The sequence below is a fragment of the Endozoicomonas sp. ONNA1 genome (genome assembly GCF_024606325.1).
Taxonomy (GTDB): domain Bacteria; phylum Pseudomonadota; class Gammaproteobacteria; order Pseudomonadales; family Endozoicomonadaceae; genus Endozoicomonas_A.
In genome coordinates this window covers 1-22,075 of the sequence record NZ_JAHHPN010000542.1, presented here as the reverse complement: position 1 = coordinate 22,075, position 22,075 = coordinate 1, and the positions used below count along the sequence as shown (strand labels likewise).

Below are 22,075 nucleotides of genomic sequence, written 5' to 3'. Positions count from 1 at the left end.
AGAGTGACAATCAAAAGACAATATTCGTATAAATAATTACAGCCGGGCTTAAATGGTTTTTTAACGGTAAAGCACACTTACTTTCTTGATCTATCCTTCCTCTCTGTAAACCAGAACTCAAGGATAGAATGATTGAACACTCACTCCTTGCAGCACCGCAGTTACTGCTTCTTTTGTTGTCTGTCATCTGTCAGGCCCAACCGTTGACTGAACGTCATATTGTCGAGCTTGAACAGAATACAGCTTATCCAAACCATAGCTATTCTATAAAGCGTGGGCGGTATACCTTATCGGGCAATTTGTCAGTTATTGCCCACACAAACGGTTATACAGAACCAGATTCGCTGCCTGATGACAAACCACATAAATCCGGCGGTTACGGGGTCAAAACGCCTCTGAATGAACCGATTTCATGGCAATGGCTTTACGCCACCAGCCTGCTGGTAGGTTACCAACTGATCCTTACAACCAAAGACACCTCTCTTAGCTCCATCCCTTTTTCATGGCTGCCTATGGAAGTGGCTATCATCGTCGGCTGGCTTTTGAAAAGCCATGGGTACCACAATTCACCGTTCCCTCACCGGGTCGAACAACAAGACGTAAGTCACCCCCCCCCTATTTGCCACGATCACTATGATGATGGATTCCGGACATAACCAATCACATGGCAAACCATCAGAATCATCCACTCAAGAAGCTCCGACAGCCATTCACCCTGAGAGTTTTTTCACTACCCTCTGGTATTCAGGCTCTGGCGAGGGTAGCGAAGATCCTCAACAAAACTTACATACTTTGGGTTTAAATTGTTTTATCTATCCCTGTCATGGCATTTGTCAATTACGACTATTCCGGGATCACAGAGAGCCTGATGAATGGCTGCTGAATTTCGAAGAAAATGGGTTGGACCTCACAGGAGCAACACCCGAGCAAAACCCATGTTCTCATTTGGCCTATGGATGCTGCTCTGGTCGCATAATTCACGTTGATCCGAACAGCGATGCAACCCTCAGGCAAGACGAGCTTTTGAAAGCACTCGATAATCCGGATCCTATGCATTCCGAATGCAACCCTGATCAACTATTTGAGTTGCTATTTGAGCCACAGGCCCATGACATTGACCGCAACCCAGACATTAGCGAAAACTCTATAGATGGGGTCGCCTCAGATGGGGTCGCCTCAAACTCAATGAGTGACGGGATAGTCTCTACAACTCCCCCTATCGGGCAACAAACCTGCGACGTGATAGTCGTTAAGAAATGTGGCCAGCTGCAGCCATGCGGGAAGCTCTTTCATGATGCCCGATCCCTATCACTTCACAAAAGCGAAGTCCACTGCGGACAAAAAATGTGTGACACGCCCGTGGTCCGGGAAGATGGCCAGCAGCAGACATGCGGAAGGGTCTGCAAAAATGCTCGAGCCTTGACATATCACAAAACAAGACACCACAACAGGCCACCAATCTGCGAGCAGACAGTGGTTGGCGAGGATGGCCAGCAGCGGTTATGCGGGAAGCTCTGCAAGAATACTAAAGCCCTGATCAGTCACAAAAGAAAAAAACACAACGAGCAGCAAATCTGTGAAGAAACAGTGGTCGGGGAAGATGGCCAGAGGTCGCCATGTGGAGCAGTCTGCAAGAATACTGAGTCTCTATCATCTCACAAAAGCACATACCACACTTTGCAACAAACCTGTAACGCCACCGTGATCGGGCAGGACGGCCAGCAGCGGCCATGCGGGCAAGCTTGCGAGAACGCTGCTGTCCTGTGGCTTCACAAGAGGGCCTTCCACAGCGGTCAACAAACCTGTGACGTAACTGTGGTGGGGAAGGATGGCCAGCCGCGGCCGTGTGGAAAGCTCTGCAAACATATTAAGTCTCTGACGGATCACAAAAGAAGATACCACACCGAACAAAAAATCTGTGACGAGACCATTGTCCGGGAAGATGGCCAGCAGCAGCCATGCGGGCTGGTCTGCAGGAGTACTTATGCCCTGTGGGCTCACAAAAGGGCTTTCCACAGTAGTGAGCAAACCTGTGACGAAACCGTGGTTGGGAAGGATGGCCAGCAGCAGCCATGCAAGATACTCTGCAAAAATATGCAGGCTCTGACGGAACACAAAAGAAGATACCACACCGGACAACAAATCTGTGACTTGACCCTGTTCCGGAAAGATGGCCAGCAGCAACCATGCGGGAAGGTCTGCAAAAGTGCCAGAACCCTCTCGGATCACAAAAGAAGAATCCACGGAGGGCTAAAAACCTGTATTAAAACAGTCGTCGGGGAAGATGGTCAGGAGTTTCTGTGCGGGAAGATCTGCAATAATCCTCAGGCCCTGTCGGATCATATAAGAAGAACCCACACAGGACAAACAATCTGTGACATAACAGTTGTCGACAAAGATGGACAACCGCAGCCATGCCGTAAGCTCTGCAAGAGTGCTCAAGCCCTGACAGAACACAAAAGAAGAGCCCACACCAAACAAGCAATCTGTGACATGACAGTGGTCGGGAAAGATGGACAACCGCGACCATGCCTAAGGCTCTGCAAGAGTGCTCGAGTCCTGGAGGAACACAAAAGAAGGCGTCACAAACGCAAGTTTGTTGATATGGGCGAGAACGATGACCTCAATCCTTGATCTGACACCCACCCTGATTATGAGGGACAAAATGATTAAACACTTACTCTATGCGGCACCACTGTTGCCGATATTTTTGTCGTCTGTCGCCTATCAGGCCGAACCGTTGACGGAATATTTTATTGTCGACTTTAAACAGAATACAGTTTTTTCAAACCCGGGCTTTTCTATAGAACCTGCCCCACATAGCTTGTCGGGCAGACCGTCAGTTGTTGCTGACACAAACAGCTGTGCAGGATCAGACTCACCTCCTGGTGACAAACCACATAGATCTCGCGGTTACAGTGTCAAAAAGCCCATGATTGAGTCGATTTCCTGGCAGTTGCTTTACGCAACCGACCTGCTGGTTGGTTACAAACTGATCCTGACCTGCAAAGAGGCCTCCCGGAGCTCTACCCCTCATTCATCCCTACCCGAAGCGGTTGTCGCTATCGGTTCGCTTTTAAGACGTTATTGGTACCTCGATTCATCGATGTTTGCCCCGATTGAAGAACAAATTGAACAACAAGAGGCAAGTCAGGAGAACCCCTTTGCGATCACCACTATGATGTTTGGCTCCGGACAAGCCCGACAGCAGGGTCGGCCACCAGAATCATCGGGACAACCAGTCCGGCAAACCACGCCCCACCCCACAGACTATTTCGCCAGCTTCCCCTATTATGACTTTGACGACGGCAACGGCCCCCCCCCCCAAACACCTGCATACCTTCGGTTTAAATTGTTTCGTCCATCCCTGTTACGGTGTTTGTCAATTCCGATCATCATTCGATATCAGAGAGTCTGATGAATCGCTGTTCAATTTCTTAGAAAACAGGTCAGACCCGACAAGAACAACACCCGAACAAAGCTCATGCCCTTATTTGGCTAATGAACGCGGCTACCATTACCTGAGTCATTCAGGTCCTCAAAAGTCTGCACAGCCCAAGCAAGCTGATCTTGTCAAAACATTGAGTTTTCTCATTCCCATTGAAATCAAGCGCAATTTTGACCCGTTCTCTGAGTCAGAGGCCCATGGTATGGGTATGGGTGGCAACCCAGCTGACAGCCGCAACCCTTCAGGCTTAATGAGAGCCGCGGTAGCCTCTGTAACGGCCCCTGACTGGCAACTAACCTGTGACGTGATAGTGGTCGGGGAGGATGACCAGCTAAAGCCATGTGGGGCAGTCTGCAATAATCCTAAAGCCCTTTCATCTCACAAAACCAGAGCCCACACACGGCAAAAAACCTGTGACGTAACTGTGGGTTGGGAATATGGCCAGCCAGTGCCGTGCGGGATGGTCTGCAAGAATGCTAATACTCTGTGGGATCACAAAATAAGAGTACACACCGGGCAACAAACCTGTGACACGACAGTGATTGAGGAAAATGGCCAGCAGCGGCCGTGCGGGAGGATCTGCGAGAATGTTAAGGCCCTGTCGTGTCACAAAAGCAAAGCCCATTCTGGACAAAAAATCTGCAACGTGAAAGTGTTCGGGAAAAATGGCCAGCAGCAGCCATGCGGGACGGTCTGCAAGAATGCTGGAGAGCTGTCGGATCACAAAATCAGAATCCACAGCGTTCAAAAAACCTGTGAAGTAATAGAGGTCGGGGAAAATGGGCAGCAGCGACGATGCGGGAAGGTATGCAAGAATGCTAAAGCTTTGTCGAATCATAAAAAAAATACCCACATCGGGCGACATACCTGTGACGCGACAATGATCGGAGAGGACGGCCATCAGCGACCATGCGGGAGGGCCTTCATAAGTAATAAATCTCTGTCGGCTCACAAATCAAAAGTCCACAGTGGAGCAAAAACCTGTGACCTTATCGTCGTCGGAGAGAATGGCCGTCAGCAATCCTGCCGGACGGTCTGCCAGAATGCGCTAGCCCTGATGAATCACAAAAAAAAAACACATCAAAAACGCAAGCACAATAATGTAGACCAGAATGGTGAACTCAGGCTTAAAACAGGCAAAGCAAATAAGTAATGCCAGCCCTTTCATGAGGCTTTGACCGATACCAACTTTGTCTTTTAAGAAGGCCTTCGAAACAAAAACACACTTATTATCTTGATCTATCCTTCCTCTCTACCGTCTGGAATGCGGGGATAAAATTATTAAACATTCATTCTTTCCGATACCGCTGTTGCTGATACTGGTATCCTCTGTCGTTTGTCAGGCAGAGCTTCTTATTGTTGAGTTTAAAGAGAATGCAGTTTTTCCAGGACAGAGCTTATCTATAAAGTGTGGCCTGCATAGACTGCCGGGCAGCCAGATAGCCTTTGCCGACATAAACATCCATGCAAGATCGGACTCACCGCCTGAAGACAGGCCAGACACATCTGGCCGTTACGGGGTCATGACACCCCTTATTGAGCCGATTTCGTGGCAGTTACATTACGCGTCTCATCTACTGGTTGGTTACGAACTGCTGATCCTGACAACCAAAAACGCTCTTCCAGGCGCAGCCCCTTGTTCATGGCTGCCTTTAGAAGCGTTTGTCGCTATCGGTCGGCTTTTAGGAAGTTATTGGGACACCGATTCACCGCTGTTGAACCCGATTGAGCAACACACTGAACAAAAAGAGGTGAGTCAGGATAATCCGTTTGTGATCACCACTATGATGTTTGGTTCTGGACAACCCCTGCAGCAAGGCCAGACATCAGGACCGTTCGTCCAGGAAAACACAGCAGCAGCTTCCTTCACTGGAAGTTCTTTCAATCATCCCCTATATTCTGACTCTGGCGGCGGTAACGCAGGCCCTCAACATCACTCACATACCTTGGGTTTAAATTGTTTCATTCACCCCTGTCATGGCGTTTGTCAATTCCGACCATCATCCAATAACGGAGGACCTGATGAATGGCTGCAGAACTCCGAAGAAAATTTCCCAGACCACAAGGTAGCCAGCCTCGAACAAAGCTCATGCCCACATCTTGCTAACGGGCGCTGCTTTAGTTGCATAAGTCATTTTGATCCTGAAAACTCTGGCTACTCTTACCAACAAGACGAACTTTTCGAAGCATTCGATTATTTCGCCCCGATTCAACTCCAATACATTAATGACACCCCTGTTCACTCAATGATTACCGGTTCAGTTCTTATAAATGACGCCCCTTTCGGGCGACAAGCCTGTGATGTGCCCGTGACCGGAGAAGATGGCCCGCAGAAAACATGCGGAAAGGACCACAAGAATGCCCGGTCTCTGCCGACTCACAAACGCAAAATCAACAAGAGTAAGAAAACCTGTGACGTGATCGTGATCGGGGAAGATGGTCAGCCGCGGCCATGCGGAAAAGCCTGCATACATTATCTGGCTCTGTCCTATCACAAAAGAAGGGACCACAGCGGGCAACAAATCTGTGACGTCATTGTGATCGCAGAGAACGGTCAGCAGCGTCCATGCGAAAAGGTCTGTAAGAATGCCAAGGCCCTGACGGATCACAAAAGCAAGTACCACACCGGGCAAAAAGTCTGTGACGTGATCGTGGGCACAGAAGATGGTCGGCATCGGCCATGCTGGCTGATTTTCGACAATGCAAAAAAACTCTCGGATCACAAAAGAAAATGCCACACCGGGCAAAAAACCTGTTGGGTGTCCGTGGTCACAGAGGATGGCCATCAGCGGCCGTGCGGAAAACTCTGCAACAATGCCCGCGACCTGTTGGTTCACAAAAGAAGACACCATTGTGTGCAAAAAGCCTGTGAGCTAACCATGGTCGGGGAAGACGGCGATCGGGGGCCATGCGGAAAGCTCTGCAAGAATGATCATGCCCTGTCGGAACACATAAGAACTCATGGAAAACGCAAGCGCCTTGATGTGAACCAGAACGATGACCTCAATCCTTTAGCTGAGCCAACCTTTCTCGAGAGATAGAATTATTAAACACTCACTCCTTGTGACACCGCTATCGAAAACGCAAACCTGTTGATGTGAAACAGAAAGGCTTTGACAGAAAAGCATACTTATTCTCTTGATCTATCCTTCCTATCTGTAAATCAAAATGCAAGGATAGAATTATTAGACGTTCACTCTTTGCGGTACTGCTGTTTCAACTACAGTTGTTACATGTCGTCTGTCAGGCCAAACCGTTGAAAGAACGCTTCGTTGTCGCGATTCAACAAAATGCTGGTTATCCAAACCAAATCATTTCTATAGGACATGGCCTGCATTCACTGCCGGTTGTCCTCTCAGACATTGCCGACATGCACGGCTTTGGAGGATCAGATCCACCGCCTGATGTCAAAGATCACGGCGGTTACGGGGTAATCCCCCCCCTCATTGAATCGATTTCATGGCAGTTGCGTTACGCTACTCACCTGCTGGTGGGTTACGCACCGTTCCTGACCACCGGAGATTCCCCTCCAGACTCGAGCCATTATTCATGGTCATCTGAAGAAATGGTTGTCGCTCTCGGCTGGCTTTTAAAAAGTTATTGGAACCCCGATTTACTGTCATTTAACCCAATTGAACAACACATTGAACAACAAGAGGTGAATCAGGATCAGTCGTTTCCGACCATCACTATGGTTTTTGGCTCCAACCCCGGATGTGACCGGCAACAATACCCGCCATCAGAATCATCCAGTCAGCAAGCCCCAAAAGCCACCAGCTACGTCACAGGCTATTTCACCAGTCTTCTGTACTCTGACTCTGACGGCGGTAGCGGAGACCCCCAACAACACTCACATACTTTGGGTTTAAATTGTTTCGTCCATCCCTGTCATGGTGTTTGTCAATTCCAACCATCAGGAGCATTTCCCGGACAAAGCTCATGCCCCCATTTGACCAATGGACACTGCTTTAGTTGCATGTGTTATTTTGATCCTGAAAACAATGAACATGTCCAAAATAAATCACCTTGCAAAACATTAAATAACTTTATACCACTCGATTATGATATGCCTACAGACTGGAATGAGCCTTCCACCACAAATGTTTTTGAGGTCATGAAGGGGTCAATCGAACTGAATCGTCTTCTCGAAGAAACTGACATGGCTTCTACGCTCAACCAGCCAGCCATCACTCAAGCCCCGGTAACCCACGGGGATGCTGTACCTGGAACGACACATCGCGAGCAAGACCTCTCGGTTCACAAAAGCAACGACCACAGCAAGCAAAAAAACTGTTGCATTACCATAGTCTGTGAGAGTGGCCAGTCGCAGACGTGCGGAAAGGTCTTCGTGAGTGCCAAATCCCTATGGGATCACAAAAAAAGAGCCCACAGCGAGCAACAAGCCTGTAAAGCCACTGTGGTCGATAAGGATGGACAGTTGCAGCCATGCGGAGCAGTATGCAAGAACGCTCGATCTCTGACGGTTCACAAAGCCAGATACCATACCGGGCAAAAAACCTGTGAAGTGACAGTGACCGGAAAGCACAACCAACAGCAGCCATGCGGGACAGTCTGCAAGAATGCCCAAATGCTGTCGGATCACAAAAAACAAGCCCATGTAGAGCAACAAACCTGTGACGTGACAGTGAGCGGTGCGGATGGTCAGCCGCGACCGTGCGGGTCGGTCTGTAAGAATGCCCGATGCCTGTCATCTCACAAGACCAAATACCATACCGGGCAAAAAACCTGCAACCTGACAGTGATCGGGAAAGATGGCCAGCTGCGACTATGCGGAAAGCTTTGCGAAAATAATCAATCTCTTACGAATCACAAACTAAGGGAACATGGCGGGCGACAAACCTGTGGCTTAACAGTGGTCGGGAAGGATGGCCGACCGCGAGCATGCGGGACAGTCTCCAAGAATATTCAGTCTCTCATGGCTCACAAAAGCAAATACCACAGAGGGCAAAGAATCTGTGAGGTGGCCGTGATTGGTGAGGATGGCCAGCAACGTCCATGCGGAAAGGTCTGCAAGCATTCCCAACATCTTTCGTACCACAAAATAAGGGAACACAGCAGGCAAAAAGTCTGTGGCCCTAAAATGGTTGGGGTGGATGGCCAGCCACGACCATGTGGAACAGGCTGCAAGAATGCTCTTGCCCTGAAGCAACACAAAAGAAGTCACCGAAAACGCAAGTCTGCTGATGTAGAGCAAAACCAATAAAGTGTTACCCGGAGCAAACTCTGTCATTTGACAGGAGGCCTTTGAGAAAAGAGTCTATTTAGTTTCTTGATCTATCCTTCCTCTCACTAAAACAGAGTAAAGGACGGAATTATTAAAAACTCACTCTTTGCGGCACCGATGTTGTTCCTACTGACGTTGTCTGTCGTCTGTCATTCTAAACCCTTAGCAAGACATTTTTTTTCCGGGCTTGAACGGAAAACAGGTTTTCCAAACCTGCGTTTCTCTACACAGCGTGATCGTTGTGCATTGCCAGACAACCCGTCAGTTATCGTCAATACAAACGTCTATACAGGATCAAATTCACTAACTGATGACAAAGCGAGGGAATCTCGCGGTTACGGGGCTGAAACCATCTTTATCGAATCGATTTCATGGCAATGGCTTTACGCTACTGAGCCTCTGGTTAGTTGCGAACTTATCCTGACAACCAAGGAAGCCTCTCTTAGCTCTATTCCTTATTCGTGGTTACCACCTGTAAAGGGGCTTGTCGCTGTCAGGTGGCTTCCGGGTCGCTACTGGAACTCCGCCCCCCCACTGGTGAACCCGATTGAGCAACAAGAGGCAACATTCATGCTGACAGAGGGGGATCAAGCATTTGCAGCAATCACAATGATGTTTGGCTCTGGAAATAACCAGCATGCCTACCAGCAACAAGGCCAGCCATCAGAATCATCCGGCCAGCGGGCCCCGTTAGTCAGAGGTTATTTCACTAACCTCTTGTATTCTAGCTCTGATGACGGCGACGAAGACCCTCAACAACACCAACATACTCTGGGTTTAAACTGCTTCGTCCATCCCTGTCATGGCGTTTGTGAATTCCTACTGTCATCCGACACCAGAGGGTCAGCAGAATGGCCACTGAATTCCAGACAAAGCTCACACCCACACATGGCGAATGAATGCTGCTCGAGTTGTATAAGACCATTTGATTCTGAAAATACTGCACTCTCAATAAATGCAGGGACTGACTATACAACTGCTGCCGAGCCGCTCAGGCACGATGCGCCAATGTCCGGAAATACGCCTTCCAGCGCTATGGAATCTGCGAGCATTGATCAGTCACCTGCTCTAAAGGATCTTTTCGAAGAAGTCGGGACTTCCACCTCGCTTACCTGGACAGACACATTGCAAGTCCTGTCGGATCATAAAATAAAATGCAGCAACGAACGCAAAATCTGTACCATGCCTGTGCTCGAGAAAGGTTGCCAGCCGCGGCTATGCTGGAAGCTCTGCAAGAATGATCATGCCCTGGCAACTCACAAAAGCAGATACCACTCTGGACAGAAAACCTGTCACGTGACCGTGATCGGGGAGGATGGCCAGCCGCGTCTCTGCAGAAAGGTTTGCAAGAATACTCTGGCCCTGTCAACTCACAGAAGAAGAGACCATAGCAAGCAAGAAACCTGTGACGTGATCCTGACCGGTATCGATGGTACGTCTCAGCCATGCGGGAAGGCCTGCAAAAGTGCTCAAGCTCTGTCGACGCACAAAAGAAGAGACCACAGCGGAGAACAAACCTGTGACGTGACTATGATCGCGAAGGATGGCCAGCTTCGGACGTGCGGGAAGGTCTACAAGAGTGCTGAGGCTTTGACGCTTCACAAAAGCCGATACCACAGCGGGCAACAGATCTGCTACAAGACCGTGATCGCAGAGGAAGGCCAGCCGCAGCCATGCGGAAGAGTGTGCAAGAATGCTTGTGCTTTGCAGGATCACAAAAGAAAAGAACACACCGGGCAACAAATCTGCGACTTAACAGTGGTCGGGGAGGATGGCCAGCTGCGGCCGTGCGGGAAGACCTGCAAGAATGCTCATGCCCTTTCGGAGCACAAAAGAAGACACCGAAAACGCAAGCCTGTTGATGTAAAGCAAAACGAATGAGGTTGACCCGGTGCAGACTCTGCCTTTTAACAAAAGGCCTTTGAGAAAAGAGTAGATTTCATTTCTTGACCTATCCTTCCTCTCTGTACACCAGAGGAAAGGATAGAATTATTAAAATCACATTCTTTGCGCCACTACTGTTGCTTATACTGGCATTGTCTGTCGTCTGTCAGTCTGAAACGTTGACAAGACACTTTGTTGTCGAGCCTGAACAAAAAACAGGTTCTCTAAACCAGTGCTTTTCTATAAAGTGTGACAGGCGGATATTGCCAGAAAACCCATCAGTTATTGCCAATACAAACGTCTATACAGGATCAAATTCAGCACCTGATAACGAACTGAAAATATCTGGCGGTTACCGGGCAAAAACCATCCTCAGTAAATTGATTTCATGGCAATGGCTTTACACTACTGAGCTTCTGGTTGGTTACGAACTTATCCTTAAAGCCAAAGACGCCTCTCTGAGCACCACCCCTTATTCATCGCTACCTGTAGAAGGCCTTGTCGCTGTCGGCTGGCTTTTAAGTGGCTATTGGAACCTCGATTCGTCGCAGTTTAACCCGGTTGAACAACAAGCGACAACATCTATGCTAACACAGGGAGATCATACATTTGTCACCATCACAATGATGTATGGCTCTGGGAATCACCAACATCCCTATCAACAACAAGACCAGCCATCAGAATCATCCGACCGGCAGGCCCAGGTAGCCACAAGCTATTTCAATAGCCTCTTGTATTCCCTCTTTGATGACGATAACAGAGCCCCTCAACAACACCAACATACTTTGGGCTTAAACTGTTTCATCCATCCCTGTCATGGCGTTTGTCAATTCCGACCATCACCCGACACCAGAGAACCAGCAGAATGGCTTCTGAATTTCGGACAAAGCTTATATCCGCATTTGGCTAATGAACACTGCTTTAGTCGCATAATACAATTTGATTCTGAAAACACTGCACACTCAACAAGTGCAGGGGCAAACTATGCAACTGACCCTGAGCCACTCAGGTATGTTTCGCCAATGTCTGGAAATGAGCCTTCCGGCGCTGAAGAATCTGCGGGCATGAATGGGTCATCCGTTCTTAAGAATCTTTTCGAAGAAGTCGGTACTTCCACTTCGCTTATCAGGACAGGCACATTACAAGCCTTGTCGGATCACAAAAAAAAATACGACCACGAACAAAAAATCTGTATCGTGACCCTATTCGAGGAGGATGGCCAGCAGCGAATATGTGGGAAGCTCTGCAAGAATGCCAATGCGCTATCGTCTCACAAAAGTTCATACCACAGGGGGCAAAGGATCTGTGACGTGGTAGTGATCGGGGAGGATGGCCAGCAGCAGCCTTGCAGGAGAGTTTGCAAGAATAGTCAAGCCCTGAGAGATCATAAAAGAACAGAGCACTCTGAGGAACAAACCTGTGACAGGACAGTGATCATGGAGGAAGGCCGACAACGCACATGTGGGATGACCTTCAAGAATCCTAAAATCTTGTCGTACCACAAAAGAAGAGACCACTCCGGGCCACAGTCCTGTCACATGACCTTGGTCGGTGAGGATGGCCAGAAGCGGCCATGCGGGACAATCTGCAAGAGTGCACAAACCTTGATTGAGCACAAAAGACTAAAACACACTGGTTCAAAAACCTGTGACATAACCGTTATCAGAGAGAATGGTCTGCAGCAGCCATGTGGAACGGTCTGCATTAGTTCTCACGCCCTGTCGATTCACAAAACAAGATACCACTCCGGACCGAAGACCTGTTACACGACCGTGATCAATCAGGATGGCCAGCAGCCATGCATGATAGTCTGCAGGAATAATCAAGCCCTGAGAGATCACAAAAGAAAAGCGCACACTGGGCAACAAATCTGTGACAGGACGGTGATCATGGAGGATGGTCAGCAACGGCCATGCGAAACGGTCTGCAAGAATGCTAAAGCCCTATCGACTCACAAAACCAGATACCATAACGGGCCACAGACCTGTGTTATGGCCGTGGTCGGTCAGGATGGCCAGCAGCAGCCATGCGGGATAGTCTGCAAGAATGGCCAGGCCCTGAGGGATCACAAAAGACAAAAGCACATCGTGCAACAAACCTGTAACCTGTTCAGGGTCGGGGAGGATGGTCAGCAGAGGCCATGCAAGAAGGTCTGCAACGGTGTTCAAGCCCTGTCGGATCACAAAAGAAGACAACACACCGGGCAACAAACCTGTAACCTAACCATGGTCGGGAAGGATGGCCAGCTGTGGACATGTGGAACGGTCTGTAAGAGTGCTAAAAGCCTGTCCGATCACAGAAGAAAAAAACACTCCGGGCAGCGAACATGTGACGAGACCATGGTCGGGGAGGATCGCCAGCAGAGACTATGCGGAAAGGTCTGCAAGAACACTAAAACACTTTATGAACATAAAAAAAAACACCGAAAACGCAAGCCTGTCAATGCAGATCAGGACGATGAACTCAGCCCTCCGGAATTTAAAGTAAATAAATAACTAACGATCTGATCAGACACCATTAATTATGAATTGATCTATCCTTTCTCTTTGTGAACCGAAGGCTGGGATAGAATTATTAAACACCCACTCTATGCGGCACCGCTGTTGCTGCTACTGTCTGTCGTCTGTCAGGCTCAATCGGTGACAAGACATTTTGTTAATGAACCTGAACATAAAACAAGTTCTCCAGACCAGTGCTTTTCTATAAAGCGCGCCCGGCATAGATTGCCAGACCATCCATCAGTCATTGCCAATAAAACCGGCCATAGAGCATCAGATTTACCGCCTGACGACAAGCCAAAGGAACCTGACGCTTATGGGGTAAAAACCGCCCTTGTTAATTCGATTACGTGGCATTGGCTTTACGCCGACCATCTGCTGGTTAGCTTCGAACTGATCCTGATCATCAAAGATGCCTCACTATATTCCGCCACTTATTCATGGCAACCTGTAGAAGTGGTTTTCGTTGTCGCTGCCGTCTGGCTTTTCAAAAGCTATCGAAACTCAGGTTCGCTTCTGCTTAGCCCGGTTGGACAACCTAACCCAATTGAACAACGAGACGCGAACCAGAATTACCCACTTGCCACCATCATTTTGATGTCGGACTCTGCACAAAACCAGCAACAATGCCAGCCATCGGAATCATCGGGCCAGTTCGCCACGAAAGCCACCGCCCGCCCTTCAGGCTCTCTCACTCGCTTCCATAATACTGGGTATAGCGGCGGTAGCGGAGGCCCTGAACAAGACCAACATACTTTAGGTTTAAATTGTTTTTTCTATCCCTGTCATGGCGCTTGTCAATTTCGACCATCATTCGAGAGCGGTGAGCCAACTGAGTGGCCATTGAATTCCGAACAAAGCTCATGCCCTCATTTGGCTAATGGACGCTGCTTCAGCTGCTTAAGTCAATTGGACTCTGAACACACTGAACACCCAATGTATACAGGTGCAGACTTTACAGCTTACCTCGCCGGGTCGTTCAATTATAATGCGCCTACGCCCGATAATGAGCCTCTCAGCACGAATGAATCTGCGGTCACTACCAGGTCACCCACTTTTCAGAGTTTTTTCGAAGAAGCCGGAATTTCTAGCAGGCCCACCAAGACAGACACACCACAGGACCCGACAGCACCTGAGAATGCTGTATTTGGAACGATACATTGTCAACAATCCCTATCGGATCACAAAATAAAATACGACATCAGACTACTAGCCTGTAACATGACCGTAGTTGGGAAGGAGGGTCGGCATCAGCCATATGGAATGGTCAGCAAGAATGCTCAACCCCTGTCGCTTATAGAAAGAAGAGAGCAAAACGAGCCAAAAACCTGTGACGTGGCCGTGGTCGATGGGGATGGCCAGCGGCGGCTATGCAGAACAATCTGCAGGAGTCTCAAAGCCCTGCCAGATCACAAAAGAAGACAGCATACTGCACGAAAAACGTGTAACGTGATCGTGGCCGGGGAGGATGGTCAAAAGAGGCCATGCGGGAAGATCTGCAACAATACACAAGCCTTGTCGGATCACAAAAGAAGACATCACACCGACCAACGGACCTGTGACGTAACCGTGGTCGGCAAGGATGGCCAGCCGCGGCCATGTGGAACGGTCAGCAAAAGTGCTAAAAGCCTGTTAGATCATAAAAGAAGAAAACACTCCGGGCAGCGAACCTGTAACAAGATTGTGGTCGGAGAGGATAGCCAGCAGAGATTATGCGGGAAGGTCTGCAAGAACCCTCAATCTCTTTCGGATCACAAAAGAATACACCATTCCGGGCAACAAACCTGTGACGTAACCATGGTCGGGGAGAATGGCCAGCAGCGACCATGCGGAAAGATCTGCAAGAACACTAAAACCCTGTATGAACATAAAAAAAGACACCGAAAACGCAAGCCTGTCGATGTTCAACAGTACGATTAACTCAGCCTTCCGGAAAGTTAAGTAAATAAGTAACGACTTGATCAGAGACCACTTCAATCATCAAGTGGTCTATTCTTCCTCTCTGTATAGCAGAACGCAGGGATAGAATTATTAAACGTTCACTCTTTGTAGCACCATCATTACTTCTGCTAATGTTGTTGTCCGTGATCTGCCACGCCCAACCATTAACAGAACGTTATACTGTCGAGCTTGAACGGAAAACATCTGTTCCCAACCCACGCTTTTCTATAAAGTGTGACCGTCGTACATTGCCGGGAAGCACTTCCGATATTTCCGACACCAGCGACTATGCAGGATCAGACTCGCCATCTGACAAAAAACACAACAGATCTGGCGGTTACGGGGTCAAAACGCCCCTCATTGAGTCGGCTTCGTGGCAATTATTTTACGCTACTTTTGTGCTGGTGGGTTACGAACGGATGCTTACCACCAGAAATGCCCCTCTCAGTTCCACCCCTTATTCATGGCTACCTGCAGAAGTGGTTGTAGCTGTCGGTTGGCTTAAAACAAGCTATCCTCTCCTTGATTCACCACTGTTTAACACGATTAAACAATCGATCGTACAACCAGAGACAAGTCAGGATCACTCGTTTACCACCATCACTATGATGTTGGGTAGCGGACAAGACCAACAACAAGACCTGCCATTTGAATCATGGGAATCTCAAGCCACTGCCGACCATACAGGCTTTTTCACTCATCTCACGTATTATGATCATGACCATGGCGACGGTGACGGAGGCCCTGAACAACATCAACATACTTTCGGTTTAAATTGTTATGTCCATCCTTGTTATGGCGTTTGTCAATTCCGACCATTATCTGACAGCGGAGGGTCAGCTGAATTGCCACTGAATTTTGAACAAAGCTCATCTCCTCATTTGTCTGACGGACTTTGCTTTAGCTGCATCAGTCATTCTGATTCTGAAAGTGCTGCGCACCCAATGAGTTCAGGGACAGACTATACAACTGACCCTACCGGGCCGGTCCATGATGATGTGCCAGAGCCCTGGACTTTGCCTTTCCGGACTGATGTATTTGAGGGCATTAATGGGTCAAACACTCTTCAGAGTCTTCTTGAAGAAATCGGAATTTCCATTACGCATACTCAGACAGACACATTACAAACTCCAACAGCACCTGATAATTTCATAACCGGAACGACACATTGCCAGGGAACTCAGTCGGATCGCAGAATAAAATACGACAACAAACAACAAATCTGTGACATAACCGTGATCGGAGAGGATGGCCAGCCGCGGCCATGCGGGAAGGTCAGCAAGAATACTAATGCCCTGTCAAGTCATAAAAGCAAATACCACACTGGGCGAAAAACCTGTCACATGGCACTGATCGGGCAGGATGGTCGTCAGTGGCGATGTGGGAGGGTCTGCAAGAATGCTCAAGCCCTGACGCTTCACAAAAGAAGAGAGCATTCTGGGCAACAAACCTGCAGGCTGACAGTGGTCGGGGAGGATGGCCAGCCGCGGCCATGCGGGACGATCTGCAAGAATGCTGTGGCTATGGCGGCTCACAAAAACAAATGCCACACCGGGCAACAAATCTGCAACGTTATAACGGTCGGGAAGGATGGCCAGCCGCAGCAATGCGGGAAAGTCTGCAGCAATGCTAAAACCCTTTCGGGACACAAAAACAGGAAACATAGCGAGCAAAAAACTTGTGTCGCAACTTTAATCACAAAAGATGGCCAACAACGGCCTTGCGGAAAGGTCTGCAGCAATGTCCAGGCTCTGTCGGTTCATAAAAGAAGATACCACACAGGGCCAAAAAGCTGTGACGTGACCGTATTCGGGCAGGATGACCAGCCGCAGCCATGCGGGACATTCTGCAAGAACCTTCAAGCCTTGAAGGATCACAAAAGAAGACACCACAGCAAGCAACAAATCTGTAACATAACCGTGATCGGGAAGGATGGTCAGCAGCGACGATGCGGGAAGGTCTGCAACAACGCTATAGCCTTTACGGATCATAAAAGAATACATCGAAAACGCACGTCCGCAGATGAGCACCCGGAGTATGACTCCAATCTCAAGAAGTCAGAATATAAGTAATGATCTGATTAGACATCACTCCGATCATGAGCGTCAGCAGTTTGCCGCAAGGCAAACCACTTTGCAGATACTTTTTGCCCAGAGCAACTTTTGGTTTTTAACAAAAAGTTATTGGCAGAAAAATACATTTATTTTCTTGTTCTATCCTTCCTCTCTGTATACAAGAATGCATGGATAGAATTATTGAACACTCTCTCTTTGCTGCAACACTATTGCTGATGTTGTTGTCTGTCGTCTGTCATGCCGAACCCTTGACAGAACGCTTTATTGTCGAGCTTGAAAAAAATGCAGTTTTTCATAACCAGAGCTTTTCTATGAAGAGTGACCAATGTACATTGCTGCGCGACCCATCAAACATTGCCAACACAGACGACTGTGCAGGACCGGACTCGCAGCCTGATGACAAGCCCCGGAAAGCTGGCGGCAATCGGGCAAAATCGACCATTATTGAATCGATTTCGTGGGACTTGCTTTACACCACACATCTGCTCGCTGGTTGCGTAATGATCCTGACCACCAGAGACGCCCCTCTATGTCTCAACCCCTTTTTATGGATACCTCCAGGAGAGGTTACCACTATCGGTTGGCTTTTAAAAAGCCGTTGGAACCCCGATTCACCGTCGTTTAGTTCTGTTGAAAAACCAATTGAACAACAAGAGGTGAGCCAGAGTCACACGTTTGCGACCATTACTATGATGTATGGCTTTGGAGAAGACTCACAACAAAACCAGCCATCAAAATCATCCGTTCAGGAAACCACAACAGTATCCCCCTACCCTGGAGAATCATTCAATCATCTTCGGTATTCTGACTCTGACGGAGGGGACGCAGGCCCTCAACAACATTCTCATACTTTGGGTTTAAATTGTTTCGTCCACCCCTGTCATGGCGTTTGTGATTTACGAGAATCATCTGAGAGCAAAGAGCCAGCTGAATGGTCTATGAATTGCGGACAAAGTTCATGCTCTCATCTGGCCAACGGGCTCTGTTTCAGTTGCATGGGTCATTTTGTTCCTTTAAACAGTACACATTGCCAACAAATCCCGCCTCTAAAAATATGGGATGATATCCCTGCCATTATGAGTCAATACGATTCTGGTCAACTATTTCGGCAACAGCCGCACAGCATTGATGTCAACCCAACCAATAGCATCAGCTCAGTAGAACGGGTTGCCTCAGATGGGGTCGTCTCAGACTCAGTGAGCGCAGAGGCAATCTCGAGAACTGACGCTACCGGGCAATCGACCTGTAATGTAATAGTGGTCTGGGAGGATGGCCAGCTGCGACCTTGCGGGAAGGTCAGCAGGAATGTTCAGGCACTGTCAGTTCACAAAAGTAAATATCACACCGGGCAAAAAGTCTGTGACGTGCTAGTCGACGGGGCAGATGGTCAGCAACAGCCGTGCAGAAAGATCTGCATAAATGCTGCTACCCTGTGGAATCACAAAAGAAGCGTCCACACTATTCAGCAAACCTGTGATGCGACCGTGGTCGGCCAGGATGGCCTGCTGCGGTCATGTGGAAAGTTGTACAGCAATATCAGAGCTCTTTGGAATCACAAAAGAAGCACCCACGGCGGGCAAAGAATTTGTAACGTAAAAGTGACTGGTGAAAATGGCCGGTTGCAACTATGCAGGGCAGTCTGCAAGAGTTCTAAAGCCCTGTCGGTTCACAAAAGCAAAGTCCACAGCGGGCAACGAACCTGTGACGTGACAGTGATCGGTGAGCATGGCCAGCTGCAACCATGCGGAAAGGTTTGCAAGAGCGCTAAAGCCCTTTCGGATCATAAAAGCGGATACCATACAGGAAAAAAAACATGTGACGTGACCGTAGTCGGGGACGATGGTCAGCAACGACCATGCGCAGCAGTCTGCAAGCATGCTCGAGCCCTGTCGACTCACAAAAGCGTCACTCACATCAGGCAAAGAACCTGTGACGAAACAATCGTCGGAGAGGATAGCCAGCAACGGCTATGCGGAAAGATCTGCAGGAGTGCTCAAGTCCTGTCGGAACACAAAAGAATGCATCGGAAACGTATACCTGTGGGTGCAGACGAAGACGATGACCTCAGTCCTTGATCTGATAACCGCCCTTTCATAAGATTTTGCCCGGTGAAGCCCTGGGCTTTTAACAGAAGGCCTTTGACAGAAAAACGCGCTTACTTTCATGATCTATCCTTTCTCTCTGTAACCCAGAACGCAAGGATAGAATTATTAAATCCCCACTCTTTTCGGCACTGTTTTTGCTGCTACTGACGCTGTCTGTCGTCTGTCAGAGTCAACCGTTAACAGGACATTTTGTTATCGAGTTTGAACAGAAAACAAATTCTCCAAATCAGAGCTATTCTGCAAAGCCTGACCGGCAATTATCGGGCAATCAGTCAGGAGTTGTCAGCACAAACGACTGTGCAGAATCAGATTCGATGCCTGATAGCACACGACAGCGATCTCAAGATTACTGCGCAAACACGTCCCTTGCTGAATCGATTTCATGGCAATGGCTTTACACCACTCACCTGCTGGTTGCTTATGAACAGATCCTGACCACCAAAGATGCCCCTTCTGGCTTCATCCATTATTCATGGTTACTTGCAGAAGGAGTTGTCGCTTTGGGTTGGCTTTTAAAAAGCTATTGGAACTCCTATCCACCGCTCTTTAACCCAATTGAACAACAAGAGGCAACGTCTATGCAGACACAGGGAGATCAACTGTGTGCAGCCATCACTATGATGTTGGGCTCTGGACAAAATCAGCAACAATGCCAACCATCAGAATCATCCGATCGTGAAGTCCCGGAAGCCACCAGTCACTTTACAGACGCTTGCATTCGTCTCCTTTATTCTGACTCTGGAGACGACAAAGGATACCCTCAAAAACAGCAGCATACTTTCGGTTTAAATTGTTTTGCCCATCCCTGTCATGGCGTTTGTAGTTTTCGGCAATCATCCGATATCAGAGAGACCTCTGAATGGCCTGAAAATTTCGTAGAAAGTTCGACAGCCCAAATAGGAGTATCAGCCGGACAAAGCTCATGCCCTCATTTAGCCAATGGATACTGCCTTAGTTGCATAGGCCACTTTGATCCTGTATTCGCCACACATTTCCAACACTCAATGAGTGCACAGGCTGCCTATGCAACTGACCCTGCCGGGTCAATAAATCATGGGTTGCCAATGCCCATAAACCGGACTTCCACCACTCATGATTTTGTGGCCATTAATGAGCCTCTTTATCCTCCTGACCCTCTCGAAGAAATCGGAATGTCATCTCACAAAAGCAAATACCACAGCGGACAACAAACCTGTGACGCAACAGTCATCGGGGAGGAAGGCCAGGAGCGATCATGTGGAAAGATCTGCAAGAACAGACAAGCCTTGTCGGTTCACAAAACCAGAGCGCATACCGGTCAGAAAGCCTGTGATGTAGCATTGGTCGGAGAGGATGGCCAGCCACGACTGTGTGGGGTTGTCTGCAAGAATCTTCAAGCCCTGAAAGATCATAAAAGCAAAATCCACAGTGGGCAAAAAACCTGTAGTGCGATAGTGGTCGGGGAGGACGGACAGCCGCGGCCGTGTGGGACGGTCTGCAAAAATATTCAAGTCCTGTCGTATCATAGAAGAAGAGACCACAGCGGGCAACAAACCTGCGCCGTGGTTTTGGTTGGGAGGGATTGCCAGCAGCGGCTATGCGGAAAGATATGCAGGAGTGCTCGAGCCCTGTCGGACCACAAAAGAGTTCATCGAAAACGTAAACCTGTTGGTGTGGACGAAAACCTCACCCCTTGATCTGACAGCCTACCTTTCATGATATTTGCCCGGTGCAACCTTGGTCTTTTAAAACAAGGTCTTTGAAAGAAATTACGCTTGTTTTCTTGATCTATCCTTCTTTTCTGGAACCCGAAACGCAAGGATAGAACGATTAAGCATTCACTCTTTGTGGCGCTGTTGTCGCTACTACTAATGTTTTTTGTCATTTGTCAGGCTCAACCGTTGACAAGGGGTTTTGTTGTCGAGTTTGAACAAAAAGCAGTTTCTCCAACGCTGAGCTTTTCTATAAACCCTGACTGGCATACATTGCCGGGTAATGCGCCAGACATTTACGATAACAATGGCCATAAATTAAGAGTTTCGCTGACTGATGAAAAACGACAAAGACACAATAACGTAGTAAAACACCCCATTTTTGAATCTATTTCGTGGCAATGGCTTTATACTACTCATCTGTTGGTTAGTAACGAACTGATCCTGAGAAACAAAGACGTCTCTCTTAACTCCACCCCTTATACATGGCTAATTTTAGAAGCGGTTGTCGCTATCGGTTGGCTTTTAAGAAACTATTGGCCCCCCGATTCACCACTGTTTTGCCCGATTGAACAACAAGAGGCAACGTCTATGCTGACACAGAGGGATCACCCATTTGCGACCATCGCTATGATGTTCAGCTCCGGACAAGACCAACAAGAAAGCCAACCATCAGAATCATCGGGTCAGCAAGCCTCTCAAGCCACCAGTCACTTTACAGGCTCTTTCATTAGCCTTCTGTTTTCTGACTATGACGACAATAACGGAGGCCCACAACAACACCAGCATACTCTGGGTTTAAATTGTTTCGTCCATCCCTGTAATGGTGCTTGCAGTTTCCGGCAATCATCCGATGGCGAAAAGCCCGCTGAGTCCCGCTGTGAGCAGTCCGACGCACCGATACAGACGACAAAAATAGAAATCGCTCAATTAGGAGCAACGGCAAATACCGGACAAAGCTCATACCCTGACTTGACGAATAAACACTATCTAAGTTGCATAAGCTCTTCTGATCCTGAAAAAGCTACACACTCCTTGGATAATTCGCTTTTTCAAGAATTGCAGGAACTTTCTGACAGTCAATTCTCACTCTATTTCGACCAACTAGTTGAGCCAGAGCCGTATGTTATTAATGGTAATCTGCCCAATAGCTGCAACCATACAGACGGGGTCGCCTCAGACGGGGTC

Annotated in this window: 12 protein-coding genes; all 12 read left to right on the top strand. The window is 48.4% G+C overall.

Annotated elements, in window-relative coordinates:
* The first annotated feature begins 128 nt into the window (after positions 1-128).
* Positions 129-656, top strand: a complete 528-nt coding sequence (locus KDK19_RS12505) for a hypothetical protein (protein ID WP_257292090.1) — start codon at positions 129-131, stop codon at positions 654-656.
* Positions 634-2,634 carry a hypothetical protein gene (locus tag KDK19_RS12500; RefSeq protein WP_257274460.1) on the top strand — a complete coding sequence of 667 codons (2,001 nt, stop codon included), beginning with the start codon at positions 634-636 and terminating at the stop codon, positions 2,632-2,634. Before KDK19_RS12505 ends, KDK19_RS12500 begins: the two co-directional genes overlap by 23 nt.
* Before the next feature lie 659 nt (positions 2,635-3,293).
* Entirely contained in the window at positions 3,294-4,601 is a 1,308-nt protein-coding gene (locus tag KDK19_RS12495) for a hypothetical protein (RefSeq protein ID WP_257274458.1), read from the top strand.
* A gap of 157 nt (positions 4,602-4,758) precedes the next feature.
* Positions 4,759-6,489, top strand: coding sequence for a hypothetical protein (locus KDK19_RS12490; RefSeq protein ID WP_257254032.1), 1,731 nt, complete (start codon positions 4,759-4,761; stop codon positions 6,487-6,489).
* A gap of 215 nt (positions 6,490-6,704) precedes the next feature.
* Positions 6,705-8,672, top strand: coding sequence for a hypothetical protein (locus KDK19_RS12485; protein WP_257274455.1), 1,968 nt, complete (start codon positions 6,705-6,707; stop codon positions 8,670-8,672).
* 138 nt (positions 8,673-8,810) lie between these two features.
* Positions 8,811-10,574: a hypothetical protein gene (locus tag KDK19_RS12480; protein ID WP_257274454.1), complete on the top strand. Its 1,764-nt coding sequence runs from the start codon at positions 8,811-8,813 to the stop codon at positions 10,572-10,574.
* A gap of 65 nt (positions 10,575-10,639) precedes the next feature.
* Positions 10,640-13,072, top strand: coding sequence for a hypothetical protein (locus tag KDK19_RS12475; RefSeq protein WP_257281745.1), 2,433 nt, complete (start codon positions 10,640-10,642; stop codon positions 13,070-13,072).
* Positions 13,073-13,180: 108 nt separating this feature from the next.
* Positions 13,181-14,995, top strand: coding sequence for a hypothetical protein (locus KDK19_RS12470; RefSeq protein ID WP_257292089.1), 1,815 nt, complete (start codon positions 13,181-13,183; stop codon positions 14,993-14,995).
* A gap of 164 nt (positions 14,996-15,159) precedes the next feature.
* Positions 15,160-17,088 carry a hypothetical protein gene (locus KDK19_RS12465; RefSeq protein WP_257254025.1) on the top strand — a complete coding sequence of 643 codons (1,929 nt, stop codon included), beginning with the start codon at positions 15,160-15,162 and terminating at the stop codon, positions 17,086-17,088.
* Positions 17,089-17,258: 170 nt separating this feature from the next.
* On the top strand, positions 17,259-19,166 hold the full coding sequence (locus KDK19_RS12460) for a hypothetical protein (RefSeq protein WP_257274450.1): 1,908 nt from the start codon (positions 17,259-17,261) through the stop codon (positions 19,164-19,166).
* A 164-nt stretch (positions 19,167-19,330) separates the two neighbouring features.
* Positions 19,331-20,872, top strand: a complete 1,542-nt coding sequence (locus tag KDK19_RS12455) for a hypothetical protein (RefSeq protein ID WP_257254037.1) — start codon at positions 19,331-19,333, stop codon at positions 20,870-20,872.
* Positions 20,873-21,046: 174 nt separating this feature from the next.
* The coding region (locus KDK19_RS12450; protein WP_257292088.1) for a hypothetical protein at positions 21,047-22,075 on the top strand (1,029 nt) is incomplete at its 3' end.

Excerpts from the sequence above, each read along its gene's own strand:
- KDK19_RS12505 (WP_257292090.1), top strand. The coding sequence starts at position 129 with ATGATTGAACACTCACTCCTTGCAGCACCGCAGTTACTGCTTCTTTTG.
- KDK19_RS12500 (WP_257274460.1), top strand. The coding sequence starts at position 634 with ATGATGATGGATTCCGGACATAACCAATCACATGGCAAACCATCAGAA.
- KDK19_RS12495 (WP_257274458.1), top strand. The coding sequence starts at position 3,294 with ATGACTTTGACGACGGCAACGGCCCCCCCCCCCAAACACCTGCATACC.
- KDK19_RS12480 (WP_257274454.1), top strand. The coding sequence starts at position 8,811 with ATGTTGTTCCTACTGACGTTGTCTGTCGTCTGTCATTCTAAACCCTTA.
- KDK19_RS12460 (WP_257274450.1), top strand. The coding sequence starts at position 17,259 with ATGGATAGAATTATTGAACACTCTCTCTTTGCTGCAACACTATTGCTG.